This is a genomic window from Arthrobacter sp. MAHUQ-56 (assembly GCF_019710585.1).
Classification (GTDB): Bacteria; Actinomycetota; Actinomycetes; order Actinomycetales; family Micrococcaceae; genus Arthrobacter.
The window spans coordinates 31218-44925 of sequence record NZ_JAIFZQ010000018.1; the positions used below are offsets into that span (position 1 = coordinate 31218).

A 13708-nucleotide genomic window follows, 5' to 3' on the forward strand; every position below is an offset into this window, starting at 1 on the left:
GTCGCTCCGCAGGGTTGCGAAGCTTTAGTTCATTGCCTGAACTATATGAGGGGACGTAGGGTGGGGTCAATAGTCCAGCTTGCGACAGCCGGAAAAATTGACGCAGCGTTGAACCGAGGAGCTTGTGATGGTGATGCCGGCACCCGCAGTGGCGGGACCCGGAGGCGCAGCCCCTGGAAGCGTGGGGGATGTCCGGCGCAGCAACCTTGCCCTGGTCCTCGGCGCCATTGCCGAGTTTCCCCCCGGCACCTGTCCCAGCCGGGCCCAGATAGCGGGTGCCACCGGACTGACCAAAGCCTCCGTCTCCAGCCTGGTGCTCGATCTCCTGGCCGCCGGAATCATCCGCGAGGTAGGCCTGAACCCGCAGGGGCGCGGCCGGCCCGGTGTCGGGCTGGAGCTGAACCCCGGCCGCGCAGTCATGGGGATGGAGGTCAACGTCGACTACATCTCGGCGGCCGCGGTGGACCTGGCCGGAAATGTCGTCATCCGCGAGGTGAGGGAGCGCGATAACCGCAACAGCGCAGATGCCCCCGTGCTGGCAGCCCTGGCAACCCTGGCCGGCCGGGTGCGCAGTACGGCGGGGGAGCAGGGGGTGGAGGTGCTCGGTGGTGGACTGGCGGTGCCGGGACTCGTAGAGCCTGCCGCGGGGCGGGTTCTCATAGCTCCCAACCTGGGCTGGGTGGACGCAGACCTCGACCTCGATGCCCTGCTGCCCGAAACTCCCTTGGGCGTCGCGCTCTTCAACGAGGCCAATGCTGCAGCACTGGCTGAACTTCGCCACCGGCCGGACGGCGCCTCCGACTTCCTCTTCGTGTCGGGTGAAGTTGGTGTCGGTGGCGGGATCGTCATTGGGTCCGAGCTGTTCACTGGCCCGGAAGGACATGCCGGAGAAGTGGGACATATCGTGGTGGACCCCGACGGCGGCCGCTGTTCGTGCGGAGGCACGGGCTGCCTGGAAACCATCGCCGGGCAGGATGCCATCTTCGCCGCCGCCGGCCTGGCCCTGGAAGGCGCATCACGTTCTGCCGGCATGTCCGCCCTCCGGCAGGCGCTGGAGGCCGGGGAAACCAAGGCGCTGTCCGCCGTCAGGCGTGCGGGCCGGGCCCTTGGCATAGCACTGGCGTCCACGGCGAGGGTGGTCAATATCCACTCGGTGGTCCTGGGCGGACACTTTGCGGTCCTCGAACCCTGGCTGCGCCAACCGTTGCTGGAAAGCCTGCAGAAATACGCGCCCGGCAAGTACACCCCCGAGCAGGTCACCGTGTCGGCCGTGGGTGAGTCGGGCGCCCTGCTGGGTGCTGCGGGCAGCGTCATCCGCTCACTTGTTGAGGCGCCGCACCGGCTCCATGCCTAGCCCTGGACGGACGACGCCCCGGTCCAGAGACCGGGGCGTCCTTAGTGAGGTGCCCCAGGAGGGAATCGAACCCCCGACCGGCGGATTAGAAGGCCGCTGCTCTATCCCCTGAGCTACTGAGGCATCGGTTTCCGGCCTGCAGGCCGGCGCCTCAAAAAGTCTACATTGCCCGGGCTGCCGGCGGTGTCATCAAGGAGCCACTTCCCCTCCACACAGGTGCAGGAAACGCCCTTTATCCACATAGGCCAATCCGTGCCTCCTGTCCGCAGCCAGCCAGCGCCATGCTGGTCGTGCCTGCTAAGGGCGCCACCATTGAGACAGGACGAAGAGATGAGCGAAACGATCACCATCCGGGGCTTTGTGGCCACCGAGATAACGAGTTCCACCACGCCGGGGGGAGTGGCCACGGCCTCTTTCCGCCTCGGCTCCACCTCCCGCCGCTTCGACCGTGAATCCAAGACCTGGTCGGACGGGCACACCAACTGGTTCACGGTCCAGGGCTACCGCCAGCTCGCGGGAGCCATGGGCTGCAGCATCAGGAAAGGCCAGCCGGTCATCGTGGTTGGCAAGCTGAAGATCCGCACCTGGGAGAAGGACGGACGTGTGTACCACTCCACCATTATTGACGCCGACGCCGTGGGGCATGACCTCACTTTTGGTTCGGCCAACTTCATCCGGACGGCATCGAAGCCCGTTCTATCGCTCGTTGAACAATCATCTGCGCCTACGGACATCCAGCCCGGCGCTGAGCAGTTCCCGGACGAGCCGGAGGACAGGGATGACGAACATCCCGACGACGAGGGCCATCCTGCGGTGGTTATCGAGGACAACGACGGCGGCCTCGCCTCCCTTGACCTCGAAACGGGCGAGCTCGCCGAAGTCTAGGAAACACCGAAGCCCTGAGACGCAGGAGTCCAGCAAGCGCGGACGTCCAGGAAACGCGGACGTTGGAAACACCGGGCCCAGCAAGCGCGGACATCCAGGAAACAAAGTCCACGAAACAGCAGCATCGGCGTTCCCCCTCAAACGCGGCGGGCGGAACGGCGGCACCCCCCGGCCGTCTTCCGTCCGCCCGCCAATTCCGGCCGCCCCGTGTCGCAGCCCTCCGTGAGGCCGGGCCGTCCACCCAACCGGCCAGGGGTCCCGTGTGGCCATGGCAGAATGACCTCATGCGTCACACCCCTCACCACTGGCACAACAACCGGGCCGGTGCAGCGCTCGCATGCGCCGTCCTGGCAGCCCTCTTGTCAGGGTGTGTTCCCGGTCCTTCCGCGGACCAACCCGCCATGGAGGGCAACGGCGGAAAGGCTTCGACGCCGGCGGCGGCCACGGAGGCGGCGACGGCCCAGGACCGGGCCCAGGCTTCGCGTTCAGCGGCGCCAGGCGAAGGGCGCAGCGGCGGGTCACCCGCGGACACCTCTGCCGGTCCTTCAGCGGCAGATGCCGCGGCCACGGAAGCGATGAAGCGGACAGTCACCGACGCGCTCACCAGGCTGGCGGCCGGAAGCCCAAAGCCTGCCACTGCCCAAGTGGGCGAGGCGCTCGCCGGAGCAGGCATCGACCCCGGCGCGCTCCAGGTTTCGCAGAGCCGTACACCCACAGGCTTGGAGGCGGACGCCATCGAAGCAGCCGTCCGCCAAGGCAAGGACTGCGTCATCGGCCAGGTGCGCGAAGGTGCAGTGACCGTCACGGTCCTTCCCGTCCTGGCGAGCGGCAAGTGCTTCGTGGGCTCCTGACCGCACGGACTTTCCCGCTGCAAATGTGAGATCTGCCCGCCAACCCACTAGATTTGAGACCATGGCGGAATTTATCTACACAATGACCAAGGCCCGTAAGGCCGTTGGCGAAAAACTCATTCTTGATGACGTAAGCATGTCCTTCTTCCCGGGCGCCAAGATTGGTGTTGTGGGCCCGAACGGTGCCGGTAAGTCCACCATCCTGAAGATCATGGCCGGGCTGGATACGCCCTCCAATGGTGAAGCCAGGCTCAGCCCCGGCTACAGCGTGGGCATCCTGCTCCAGGAGCCGCCGCTCAACGAGGAAAAGACCGTCCTGGGCAACGTCCAGGAGGGTGTCGGTGAGATCTACGGCAAGATCCAGCGCTTCAACGAGATCTCCGAGGAAATGGCCAGCCCCGATGCTGACTATGACACGCTCCTCGAGGAAATGGGCAAGCTGCAGGAGGCCATCGACGCCGCAGACGCCTGGGACCTTGATTCCCAGCTGGAGCAGGCTATGGACGCCCTCCGCTGCCCGCCGGCCGATGCCGACGTGACCAACCTTTCCGGTGGTGAACGCCGCCGCGTGGCGCTGTGCAAGCTTCTCCTGCAGAAGCCGGACCTGCTGCTCCTCGATGAGCCCACCAACCACCTGGACGCCGAGAGCGTTCTGTGGCTCGAACAGCACCTCTCCAGCTACCCCGGTGCCGTCCTCGCCGTCACCCACGACCGCTACTTCCTGGACCACGTGGCCGAGTGGATTGCTGAAGTGGACCGCGGTCACCTGTACCCGTACGAAGGCAACTACTCCACCTACCTGGAGAAGAAGCGCGCCCGCCTTGAGATCCAGGGCAAGAAGGACGCCAAGCAGGCCAAGCGCCTCGCTGAGGAACTCGAATGGGTCCGCTCCAACGCCAAGGGCCGCCAGACCAAGTCCAAGGCCCGCCTGGCCCGCTACGAGGAGATGGCCGCCGAAGCGGACCGCACCCGCAAGCTGGACTTCGAGGAGATCCAGATCCCGCCGGGACCCCGCCTGGGTGGCCTGGTCCTGGAGGCAAAGAACCTCCAGAAGGGCTTCGACGACCGCGTCCTCATCGACGGGCTCTCCTTCAGCCTGCCGCGCAACGGCATCGTCGGCGTCATCGGTCCCAACGGCGTGGGCAAGTCCACGCTCTTCAAGACCATCGTGGGCCTGGAGCCGCTTGACGGCGGCGAGCTGAAGATCGGTGACTCCGTCAAGATCTCCTACGCGGACCAGAGCCGCGGCGGCATCGACCCCAACAAGACCCTGTGGGAGGTCGTCTCCGACGGGCTCGACTTCATCCAGGTGGGCAATGTCGAAATGCCGTCCCGTGCGTATGTGGCAGCGTTCGGTTTCAAGGGCCCGGACCAGCAGAAGAAGGCCGGCGTGCTCTCCGGTGGTGAGCGCAACCGCCTGAACCTCGCGCTGACTCTCAAGCAGGGCGGAAACCTCCTGCTCCTTGACGAGCCCACCAACGACCTCGACGTCGAAACCCTCAGCAGCCTGGAGAATGCGCTGCTCGAGTTCCCCGGCTGCGCCGTGGTGGTCTCGCACGACCGCTGGTTCCTGGACCGGGTGGCCACGCACATCCTTGCCTACGAAGGTGATGAGGAAAACCCCTCCAAGTGGTACTGGTTCGAAGGCAACTTCGAATCCTACGAGGAGAACAAGGTGGACCGCCTGGGCCCCGATGCCGCCAAGCCGCACCGGGTCACCCACCGCCGCCTGACCCGGGACTAGGGGTCGGGCCGCGCCGGTTACCCGGCGGCGGCAGCAAGGAAACAACGGCAGGCCGGCACCCCTCGGGTGCCGGCCTGCCGCATGCCCGGAAAGAAGGGTTAGCTGGACGGCGCGGCGCCGGGAACGCGGATCATGCCCTCCTGCGCCACGGAGGCAACATGCTGTCCGTCCCGGTTGAAGATCCTGCCAGTGGCCAGTCCGCGGGCACCCTGCGCGCTGGGGGACTCCTGGACGTACAGCAGCCACTCGTCCACGCGGGCCGGCCGGTGCCACCACATGGCGTGGTCCAGGCTCGCCACACTCATCCCCGGGGTGATCCAGCTCAGGCCGTGCCGGCGGAGGATGGATTCCAGCAGCGTGTAATCGCTCGCGTATGCCAGGGCAGCGCGGTGCAGGTTGGCGTCGTCAGGCATGGGGCCGAAGGTCTTCATCCACACCGCGTTGCGCGCCTCCCTTGGCCCGCTGGCCGAGACGTACAGCGCCGGGTCAACGTGCCGGATGTCGAAGGGTCGCTCGTAGGCCCAGTGCCGCGCCACGGGATGGTCGAATTTTCCCAAAAGGTCGGCCGTGCTGGGCAGCGACTCGGGGTCCGGCATTCCTGCGGGCATGGTGGAGGAGTGGTCGATCCCTTCGTCCACTCCTTGGAACGAGGCGATCATGGACAGGATGGGCACCCCGTCCTGGTAGGCATGGACGCGCCGGGCGGAAAAGGACCGGCCGTCGCGGAGGCGCTGGACGCCGAACGTGATGGGCTGGTTCGCATCGCCCGGCCGTAGGAAGTAGCCGTGCATGGAGTGGACAAAGCGTCCAGGGTCCACTGTCCTCGTGGCGGCGACCAGTGACTGTGCCAGCACCTGCCCGCCGAAGACGCGGTGGTGGGGCTGCTGCTGGGAAGGACCGAGGAAGATATCCTCGTCGGTCCGGGCGCCCTCAAGTTGGCCAAGGTCAAGCAGTTCGATCAACGAGGAGGTGGGGTCTCCGGCGGGGGGCGCCAGGATTCCGGCGTCGGCTTCAGTCATGGTCCGACTCTAGACGGCGCCCCTGCACCACTCAACCGGGACACAGCCGGTAGTGTTCTTGGTGTGTCTGATCTTCTCACTTCGTCCTTCCGTTTCGCCGATCCCCGGGATTTGGCCGACCTGAAGACCTTCGCCACCCGTGCCAAAGCCATTGAGGACGGCGCGATCCGGCTGCAGGCCGCCGGTTCCGTCCTGGCCGCGTACGTGTGCGTGCTGCGGCCCCGGCTGCTGGGCGAATCGACCCCCACCATCCTCGGCCTGCGCACCATGGCCCTCGCCGAACCGTCGGGCACGGACGTCACCGTCCAGCTCTCAGCGGTCCTGGACCGGCTGGCACGCGCGGGCGCGGACGACGTCGAACTGCCGGTTCCGCCCACCACCGTCACCGAATCGTGGACGGGCGTGGGCGCCCCGCGGGGCGGATGGGAGCTGGTGGGTTCCCTGGACGACGCTGCCGTGCGGACGGCGGCTGAAGCGGGCATCGCAGAAGTGGCGGGGATCGTTCCGGAAAAGCCGGGCGCCCTGATCGTGAACAATGCCCGTGCTGCCGTCTGGGGCCGGGAACTGGACAGCACCGGTTTGCCGCTGGGCGCGGCCTTCGCTGCCCTTGCGCTGGGATTCCTGGGCGACGGCGACCAAAAGCTCTACCGCGCCGGACGCTGGTTCCGGCTCACCGGTCCCCGCGGGCACGTCCTCGCCCGGACCGGCAGCGGCCTGCTATAGCAGCACACCACGGGACGGCGGCGCGGAAAAACGCGCAGGACAAATGAAAAACGCGCAGGACAAATGAAAAACGCGCAGGAGAAATACGGCACGAAAGCCGGACACCGGGCCCCGCGGAAGGCCCGGCGCTTCAGTCTCCGGACGGGCTGTTGATCATGGACAGGGCTGCCCGTTCCATGTAGTCCCACAGCGTTCCCTCGTACAGCGCGGGCAGCTCCAGGGCGTCCACGGCGGCGCGCATGTGATACAGCCAGCGGTCCTTCGCCTCCGGCGTCACCTTGAACGGCATGTGGCGCATGCGCAGGCGGGGGTGGCCGCGCTCTTCACCGTACGTGGTGGGTCCGCCCCAGTACTGTTCCAGGAACATCAGGAACCGCCGTTTGGCTGGCCCCAGGTCCTCTTCCGGGTACATCGGCCGCAGCAGCGGGTCCGTGGCGACGCCGTCGTAAAAGACGTCAATGAGCTTCACGAACGTCTCATGGCCGCCCACGGCGTCATAAAAGCTGTCCGTGTAGCCGGGCTGGCTGAACGGGTCGTTCTGCATCAGCTGCTTGGGCCGCTGCGGTTCGATGGGAATGGTCATGGCTACTCTCCGGCCTGCTGGTTGGTCTTCGTCGTTTCCGGGCCGTGGGCGGATCCCTGGTCCGTGGTGCCGTCGGGTCCCTCGTGCAGCGGCACATAGTTGCCCTGCGACCGGTTGCCCACGCGCAGGATCTCGCCGTTGCGCAGGTACCAGATGGCGCCGTCATCGGAGCGGACGCGGGTGATGCGCAGCCCCATGGATTCCACCACGCCCACCACTTCGCTGGTCTCGATGACATCGCCGATCCCGTACTGGTCCTCAATGGTGATGAAGATCCCGGCCAGGAAGTCGCGGATCAGCTGCTGGGCGCCGAAGCCGATCGCGACACCCAGAATACCGACGCTGGTGAGCAGCGGGGCGATATTGATGTCAAGGTTCTGCAGCACGTACATGCCGGTGATGATCACCACCAGGACGCCCACCACGCTGCTCAGCAGCGAGCCGATGGTCTCGGCGCGCTGCACGCGGCGTTCATGGTCCAGGGCCCGAAGCGCCGGTGCCACCCATTTGAACCGGGGCTTCTTGAAGAAGTTGCTTCCTGCCGCGACCCGCTTGGTAATGCGGGAAATGACGAACGTGGCCACCAGCCAGACAGCCACGCCAATGCCCAGGCTGATCACGATGCCCGGAATGCTGACGCCGTCCGGCTGGCTCGCGGGGGGAAGGATCGACAACATGCTGACCATGAAGGGGTATAGCTCCTTGGGGGTTGGGCTTTGCTTCTCCTTTAACCCTAGCGCCGCTGGAGGGGCTCCGCGGCGCTACCGGGGGGCGGCCACCGTGACGGGCGCGTGCTCCACCGGGAAGTTCACGCTGCGGGCGATGAAGCACACCCGGTTCGCTTCATGGTGCAGGGATCCGGCCAGCTCCAGCTGTGCGGCGTCCGCCACTGTCACCGTGGGGTGCAGGGTGACGCGCTCGAACTGGCCGCTGCCGTCCCGGTTGAGCCGCATCAGCCCCGACGCCTCGTCCCGGTAGTCGATGACCACCACGCCGTGCTTCACGGCCACGTGCAGATAGGACAGCATGTGGCACTGGGCCAGGGCCGCCAAAAGGAGCTGCTCGGGGTTGTACCTTCCACGGTCCCCGTGGAAGGTGGGGTCCGCGGAACCCTTGAGGACCGGCAGGCCCGGGATGAGGACGTCGTGGTCCCGCGAGTAGCTGCGGTAGGACGACGTCCCCTCGCCCTTGTTGCCGGTCCACTGGACTGACAGGGAGTACCGGTGTTCGTCCAGGCCCACTAGGCGTCGCCGCCCGGCAGGATGTCGGCGGCGCGGGCGCGCAGGGCCCGGGCAACGCCGTCGCGGTTTTCCAGCATCATGCGCCGCAGGGCGGCGCTCTCGGGCGGCAGCGCGGCGAGGAAGCCGTCGGTGCGGTCGATGGTGGCCTGTGTCGTCAGCAGCGCAGGGTAGAGTCCGACGACGATTTGCTGGGCAAGTGCGTGGGTGCGCGTTGCCACGATGCCGGGCACAGCCGCAAAGTACTTTTCCGAGTACGGCTCCAACAGTGTCCGGTCCAGGATCCGCATGAATCCGGTCACCGCGGAACCCTGCAGGGCGTTGGACAGCTCGCCCTTGACCACGATCGACTCCCAGGCCGCGGCTTTGGCCTCCGCGGTGGGAATGGCGGCCTTCGCCAGGGCGGCCGCATTCTGCCCGGTGGACGTGTTGTCGCGCTCCAGTTCGGCGTCGATCCCGTCCTGCCCCATCCGGCCGCCGGCTACCAGCGACGCCACGAGCTCCCAGCGCAGGTCCTGGTCCACGGCCAGTCCCTCCAGGACCACCGAGCCGTCCAGCAGGCCGCCCACGTTGTCCAGCTGGGGATCAGTGCAGGCCAGCAGGGCGACGGATTTGATGAACTGCAGCTGGGCGTCGGAGCCGCCCGGAACCTCGGAAGCCAGCTGCCACAGCCGGTCCACTGCAGCCGCCGTGGTGGCTTTCCGGTGTTCCTCCGCCACATAGAAGTTCAGGGTGGTGGCCAGCTGGCGGAGCTGGACCAGGATGACCGAGGAGTCGGTTTCCGCGGCGACGTTGGCCAGGACCAGCTCCACGTACTTGCGCGCCGGGGTCTGCCCGTCCCGGGCGGCGTCCCAGGCGGAATTCCAGACCAGGGTCCGGGGCAGGCTGTTCCCGAAGTCCTTCAGGTGCGCCGTCGCCGTCGCGAGCGACTTCGGATCGAGCCGTACTTTGGCGTAGGCCAGGTCGTCATCGTTCAGCAGGATGAGGTCCGGCTGGGCATGCCCGGCAAGCGACGGCACCTCGGTGCGTTCGCCGTCGACGTCCAGCTCTTCGCGGTGCACCCGCTCAAGCTTGCCCGCGCCGTCAAGGTTGTAGAACCCGACGGCCAGGCGGTGCGGACGGATGGTGGGCCATTCCGGCACCGCGGACTGCACGATGGCGAAGGACCGCAGCGTCCCGTCCGCATCCACCTCCAGCTCAGGTGCCAGGGTGTTCACGCCCGCGGTTTCCAGCCACTGCCGGCCCCAGGCGTCCAGGTCGCGGCCGCTGGCCTTCTCCAGCTCCACCAGCAGGTCGCCCAGCTCGGTGTTCTGCCAGGAGTGCTTGGCGAAGTACTCCCGGACACCCGCCATAAACTGCCCGGGGCCCACCCAGGCCACCAGCTGCCGCAGGACCGAGGCCCCCTTCGCGTAGGTGATGCCGTCGAAGTTGACCTCCACATCCTGCAGGTCGTTGATCTCCGCGAAGATGGGGTGCGTGGTGGGCAGCTGATCCTGCCGGTAGGCCCAGGACTTCTCCACGGAGGCGAAGGTGGTCCAGGCGCTGGTGAAGGGCGTCGCTTCCACGGCTGCAAGATGGGACATGTACTCGGCGAAGGACTCGTTCAGCCAGAGGTCGTTCCACCAGCGCATGGTCACCAGGTCCCCAAACCACATGTGCGCCAGCTCGTGCAGCACCGTGATGGCACGCCGCTCGACCTGTGCGCCGGTCACCTTGCTCCGGAAGACATACCCTTCCAGGATGGTCACCGCACCCGCATTTTCCATCGCGCCGGCGTTGAACTCGGGGACGAACAGCTGGTCGTACTTCTCGAACGGGTAGGGGCAGCCGAACTGATCCTCAAAGAACCCGAAGCCCTGGCGGGTGAGTTCGAAGATGTTCTCCGCATCCAGGTACTGCATCAGGGACTTCCGCGCGAAGATGCCAAGCGGGATGGTGCGGCCATCCGAGCTGGTGACCTCGCTGCGCACGGCCTGGTACGGCCCGGCAATCAGCGCAGTGACGTAGGAGGACAGCCGCGGAGTCGGGGAAAAGGCCCATAGGGACCGGGCGGTCCCGTCCTCCGCTGGCGCCGCGTCCGCCGGAACAGGCGTGGGGGAGTTGGAGATGACATCCCAGTGCGAAGGGGCCGTGACCGTGAACGCGAAGGTGGCCTTCAGGTCGGGCTGCTCGAAGACGGCGAACATCCGGCGTGAATCGGGAACCTCGAACTGCGTGTAGAGGTACACCTCGTTGTCCACCGGGTCGACGAAGCGGTGCAGGCCCTCGCCGGTGTTCATATAGGGCATGTCGGCGACGACGGTCAGCTCGTTGTGCTCCGCCAGGCCGGGCAGCTGGATCCGCACGCCGTCGGACACGGACTCCGGATCAAGGGCGGCGCCGTTCAGGGTGACGCTGTGTACCTTCCGGGTCACGGCGTCGATGAAGCTGGCGGTCCCCGGCGGCGCGGTAAACCTCACGGTGGTGGTGCTGCCAAAGACTTCTGCGCCGCGGGTCAGGTCCAGGCTGACATCGTAGGACTCGACGGTGATCAGTTCGGCGCGCTCACGGGCTTCGGCGCGCGTCAGGTTCATGCCTGGCAAAAGGGGGGCCTCCAGAGAAGTTCGGCTGCCGGCGGGAATCCCGTGCCCGGCACTGTGATGCATTCTTCCATTCCCTGACCGCTTGGCAAGTTATGCCGGTCACAGCGGGCGGCTGGTCCACTGCCGCCCGCCGTACCGCACAGGGGTAGCGTTAAAGCATGGGTAAGTTCCTGGATTCGGTGGACGGCAAGGCCCTGCGTTTCGCCATCGGTTTCCCGGTGGTGCTCGCCGCCGCCTTCGTCTTCTGCGCGTCACTGCTGCGCAAGGACCTGCCGGAGCCGCTCGCCATCCGGTGGACGGACGACGGCGGTGCCTCCTTTGCGCCTTTCGGCGCCTATGTGGGGGTGGGCGCCGCCGCGGTTATCGTCGCGGGTTGGCTGGTCCTGCTGCAGGCAGTGCCGCTCAGCAGGCCGGTGCTCATGCGCAGGATCATGATGGGCGCCGGTCTCTTCCTGAGCCTTTTCATCACCTCCGCCCTCGCCGCCGGGCTTGTGGGCCAGGCCGGCCTGGCGGACGCCCACGAATCGCGGGTGGACATGACCGTACTGGCGCTCGGCAGCGGCGCTGCCGTCTCCCTCGGGGTCACCATGGCCATGGTCTACAAGGCAGACCGGCAGTGGTCGCCCGACGACGACCGGGCCCTCCAGGACGCCATCACCAGGGAACTGGACCCGGACCTTGCCCGGGACAGCATCCGGCTCTGGGTGCACGCCCGCAGCTCTGTCTTTGTCATGATCACCATCGTCCTGTTCCCGGCGGCACTCATCGCCGTTGCCGTGCCGTGGCTTGGCATCCTGCTCGTGGTCCTCGTCGTCGTGGGTGCCGCGTTCCTCTGCGCCCGGGTCAGGGCGGACCGGCGCGGGCTGAAGGTGCTCCTCGCCGGCGTCGTGCCTGTCATGGACGTCCCCGCCGCCGCAATTTCGGACGCCAGCGCCGCGGATGTGCGGGCGGCCGACTATGGCGGGTGGGGCTACCGGCACCACCGCGGTACCGCCGCCATGCTCGTCAGCAGCGGCCCCGCCGTCGTCGTGAGCAAGACGGACGGCCAGCGCCTCGCCGTCAGCGGCGGCAGTCCGGCCTCCGCCGCGCGGCTCGCGGAAGTCCTCACCCGGGTGGCCGCACGGGCCCGCCGCGCTGCAGGTCCGCCTGCGCCGGGTGGCCCGAACCCGCAGGCCGGGCAGTCCTAGTATCCTTATCGGTGTCGTTCCAGCCTCGACAGCCCCCGCCAGCCCCACCAATGAACGGACTTAGCACGTGACCACTGCCCCTGATTCCCCGCGGGTCCACATCGCCACCGACCACGCAGGCATGGAGCTCAGCGCCCACCTTGTGTCCCACCTGACCGGCAAAGGGTACGAGGTGGTGGATCACGGACCCAAGGTTTACGACGCCCAGGACGACTACCCGTCGTTCTGCATCAACGCCGCGCTTGCCGTGGTTGCCGACCGGGAAGCCGGCATCCACGCCCTCGGCATCGTACTGGGCGGCTCCGGCAACGGTGAGCAGATCGCCGCCAACAAGGTCAAGGGCATCCGCGCGGCCCTCGCGTGGAACCTTTCCACGGCCACCCTGGCCCGCGAGCACAACGACGCCAATGTGGTCGCCCTGGGCGGCCGCCAGCACACCGTTGAGGAAGCCACCGCACTGGTCGAGGCGTTCCTTGCCGAGCCGTTCAGTAATGACGAGCGCCACATCCGCAGGATCGAAAAGATCGCGGTGTTCGAGGCAACCGGCGAGGTCATCGAGTAGTGCCCGAGGGCCATTCCGTCCGCAGGCTCGCCCGGCAGTTCGGCGACGTCTTTGCCGGCGAGGCACTGGCCGTTTCCAGCCCGCAGGGCAGGTTCAGCGGGGGAGCGGCGCTGCTGGACGGACATACCCTCCTCGCCGCCGAAGCCCACGGCAAGCACCTGTTCCTGCACTTCGACAACGCGCTGGTGCTGCACGTGCACCTCGGCCTGTACGGCGCCTGGAGTTTTGGCGGGGACAGCACCTTCGCCGGCGCCTCGAGTATCGGCGCCCCGCGCCGGCTGGGGGAGCAGGAGTCCTTTGCTGGCGGGGACGACGGCGGGAACGCACCTTACGCCGGCCCGCCGGCACCCGTGGGGGCGGTGCGGGTCAGGCTCGCCGGAACCCACGGGTGGGCGGACCTGCGCGGCGCCACCACGTGCGAAACCATCACCACTGCCGAGGCAGAGGCCGTCCTGGCCCGCCTGGGGCCGGACCCGCTGCGCAACCTGCGCGGTGACGCCGGCCGGTTCGCAGCCAATCTCCAAGGCAAGAAAACCCCGCTGGCCGCACTGCTGATGGACCAGAAGGTGATTGCCGGCGTCGGGAACGTCTACCGCGCGGAAGTCCTGTTCCGCCGTCGGCTGGATCCCTGGCTGCCCGGTGCCGCGGTACCGGAGGGTGTGGCGCGCAGGCTCTGGCGCGACATTGCCGCCGTCATGAACGACGGCGTAGCGGACGGGCGCATCATCACCACGCCGCCCAAGTACTGGGCCTTCGACGGCACCACGGCCGCCAAAGCGGCCGCTGCGGGGCTGCCCGTCCCGCCCAGGAACGCAGGCTTCCCGGGACGCGACGACGCCCACTTCGTCTACAAGCGGCACGGGCTGCCCTGCCGCGTCTGCCGGACCATCCTGCTGATGGCGGACCTTGCCGGACGCAACCTCTACTGGTGCCCAACCTGCCAGTCGCCGGATTAGCCAGGTAAAAGACAGAAGGCCCCC

13 protein-coding genes and 1 tRNA gene are annotated in these 13708 nt (G+C 67.4%); 8 read left to right on the forward strand and 6 right to left on the reverse strand.

Features of this window, described 5'->3' with window-relative positions:
* Positions 1–127: 127 nt before the first annotated feature.
* On the forward strand, positions 128–1354 hold the full coding sequence (locus K4G53_RS11330; protein ID WP_221385815.1) for an ROK family protein: 1227 nt from the start codon (positions 128–130) through the stop codon (positions 1352–1354).
* A 50-nt stretch (positions 1355–1404) separates the two neighbouring features.
* On the opposite strand, the gene K4G53_RS11335 is transcribed toward K4G53_RS11330, so the two are convergent.
* Positions 1405–1477: transfer RNA gene (locus K4G53_RS11335), tRNA-Arg, on the reverse strand.
* A 207-nt stretch (positions 1478–1684) separates the two neighbouring features.
* Here K4G53_RS11335 and K4G53_RS11340 point away from each other — a divergent pair.
* From K4G53_RS11340 to ettA, 3 genes are all read left to right on the forward strand, one after another.
* Positions 1685–2239: a single-stranded DNA-binding protein gene (locus K4G53_RS11340; RefSeq protein ID WP_221385816.1), complete on the forward strand. Its 555-nt coding sequence runs from the start codon at positions 1685–1687 to the stop codon at positions 2237–2239.
* A 284-nt stretch (positions 2240–2523) separates the two neighbouring features.
* Positions 2524–3090, forward strand: a complete 567-nt coding sequence (locus K4G53_RS11345; protein WP_221385817.1) for a hypothetical protein — start codon at positions 2524–2526, stop codon at positions 3088–3090.
* A 61-nt stretch (positions 3091–3151) separates the two neighbouring features.
* Positions 3152–4834 (forward strand): energy-dependent translational throttle protein EttA, encoded by a 1683-nt coding sequence (gene ettA / locus K4G53_RS11350; protein ID WP_221385818.1) that lies wholly within the window; start codon positions 3152–3154, stop codon positions 4832–4834.
* A gap of 98 nt (positions 4835–4932) precedes the next feature.
* Here the strand turns inward: ettA and K4G53_RS11355 are convergent, their stop codons facing one another.
* Positions 4933–5853, reverse strand: coding sequence for an acyl-CoA thioesterase II (locus K4G53_RS11355; protein WP_221385819.1), 921 nt, complete (start codon positions 5851–5853; stop codon positions 4933–4935).
* Between the two features lie 63 nt (positions 5854–5916).
* Here K4G53_RS11355 and K4G53_RS11360 point away from each other — a divergent pair, with 63 nt between their 5' ends.
* Entirely contained in the window at positions 5917–6576 is a 660-nt protein-coding gene (locus K4G53_RS11360) for a hypothetical protein (RefSeq protein WP_221385820.1), read from the forward strand.
* A gap of 130 nt (positions 6577–6706) precedes the next feature.
* On the opposite strand, the gene K4G53_RS11365 is transcribed toward K4G53_RS11360, so the two are convergent.
* The 4 genes from K4G53_RS11365 to pepN form a co-directional block, all read right to left on the reverse strand.
* Positions 6707–7159: a globin gene (locus K4G53_RS11365; protein WP_308287867.1), complete on the reverse strand. Its 453-nt coding sequence runs from the start codon at positions 7157–7159 to the stop codon at positions 6707–6709.
* 2 nt (positions 7160–7161) lie between these two features.
* Positions 7162–7845 carry a mechanosensitive ion channel family protein gene (locus tag K4G53_RS11370; protein WP_221385821.1) on the reverse strand — a complete coding sequence of 228 codons (684 nt, stop codon included), beginning with the start codon at positions 7843–7845 and terminating at the stop codon, positions 7162–7164.
* A 75-nt stretch (positions 7846–7920) separates the two neighbouring features.
* Positions 7921–8400, reverse strand: coding sequence for an OsmC family protein (locus K4G53_RS11375; RefSeq protein WP_221385822.1), 480 nt, complete (start codon positions 8398–8400; stop codon positions 7921–7923).
* On the reverse strand, positions 8400–10970 hold the full coding sequence (gene pepN, locus K4G53_RS11380; protein WP_221385823.1) for an aminopeptidase N: 2571 nt from the start codon (positions 10968–10970) through the stop codon (positions 8400–8402). Before pepN ends, K4G53_RS11375 begins: the two co-directional genes overlap by 1 nt.
* Before the next feature lie 167 nt (positions 10971–11137).
* Between pepN and K4G53_RS11385 the strand changes: the two genes are divergently transcribed.
* From K4G53_RS11385 to K4G53_RS11395, 3 genes are all read left to right on the forward strand, one after another.
* A complete protein-coding gene (locus tag K4G53_RS11385; protein ID WP_221385824.1) occupies positions 11138–12166 on the forward strand; it encodes a hypothetical protein in 1029 nt (342 codons plus the stop codon).
* Positions 12167–12233: 67 nt separating this feature from the next.
* Complete coding sequence (locus K4G53_RS11390) at positions 12234–12728, forward strand: ribose-5-phosphate isomerase (protein ID WP_221385825.1); 495 nt, start codon at positions 12234–12236, stop codon at positions 12726–12728.
* Positions 12728–13684, forward strand: a complete 957-nt coding sequence (locus tag K4G53_RS11395) for a DNA-formamidopyrimidine glycosylase family protein (RefSeq protein WP_221385826.1) — start codon at positions 12728–12730, stop codon at positions 13682–13684. Before K4G53_RS11390 ends, K4G53_RS11395 begins: the two co-directional genes overlap by 1 nt.
* Positions 13685–13708: the final 24 nt, after the last annotated feature.

Coding starts and splice junctions, on each gene's coding strand:
- K4G53_RS11355 (WP_221385819.1), bottom strand. CDS start 5,853: ATGACTGAAGCCGACGCCGGAATCCTGGCGCCCCCCGCCGGAGACCCC.
- K4G53_RS11365 (WP_308287867.1), bottom strand. CDS start 7,159: ATGACCATTCCCATCGAACCGCAGCGGCCCAAGCAGCTGATGCAGAAC.
- K4G53_RS11330 (WP_221385815.1), top strand. CDS start 128: ATGGTGATGCCGGCACCCGCAGTGGCGGGACCCGGAGGCGCAGCCCCT.
- K4G53_RS11370 (WP_221385821.1), bottom strand. CDS start 7,845: ATGGTCAGCATGTTGTCGATCCTTCCCCCCGCGAGCCAGCCGGACGGC.
- ettA (WP_221385818.1), top strand. CDS start 3,152: ATGGCGGAATTTATCTACACAATGACCAAGGCCCGTAAGGCCGTTGGC.
- pepN (WP_221385823.1), bottom strand. CDS start 10,970: ATGAACCTGACGCGCGCCGAAGCCCGTGAGCGCGCCGAACTGATCACC.
- K4G53_RS11385 (WP_221385824.1), top strand. CDS start 11,138: ATGGGTAAGTTCCTGGATTCGGTGGACGGCAAGGCCCTGCGTTTCGCC.
- K4G53_RS11340 (WP_221385816.1), top strand. CDS start 1,685: ATGAGCGAAACGATCACCATCCGGGGCTTTGTGGCCACCGAGATAACG.
- K4G53_RS11345 (WP_221385817.1), top strand. CDS start 2,524: ATGCGTCACACCCCTCACCACTGGCACAACAACCGGGCCGGTGCAGCG.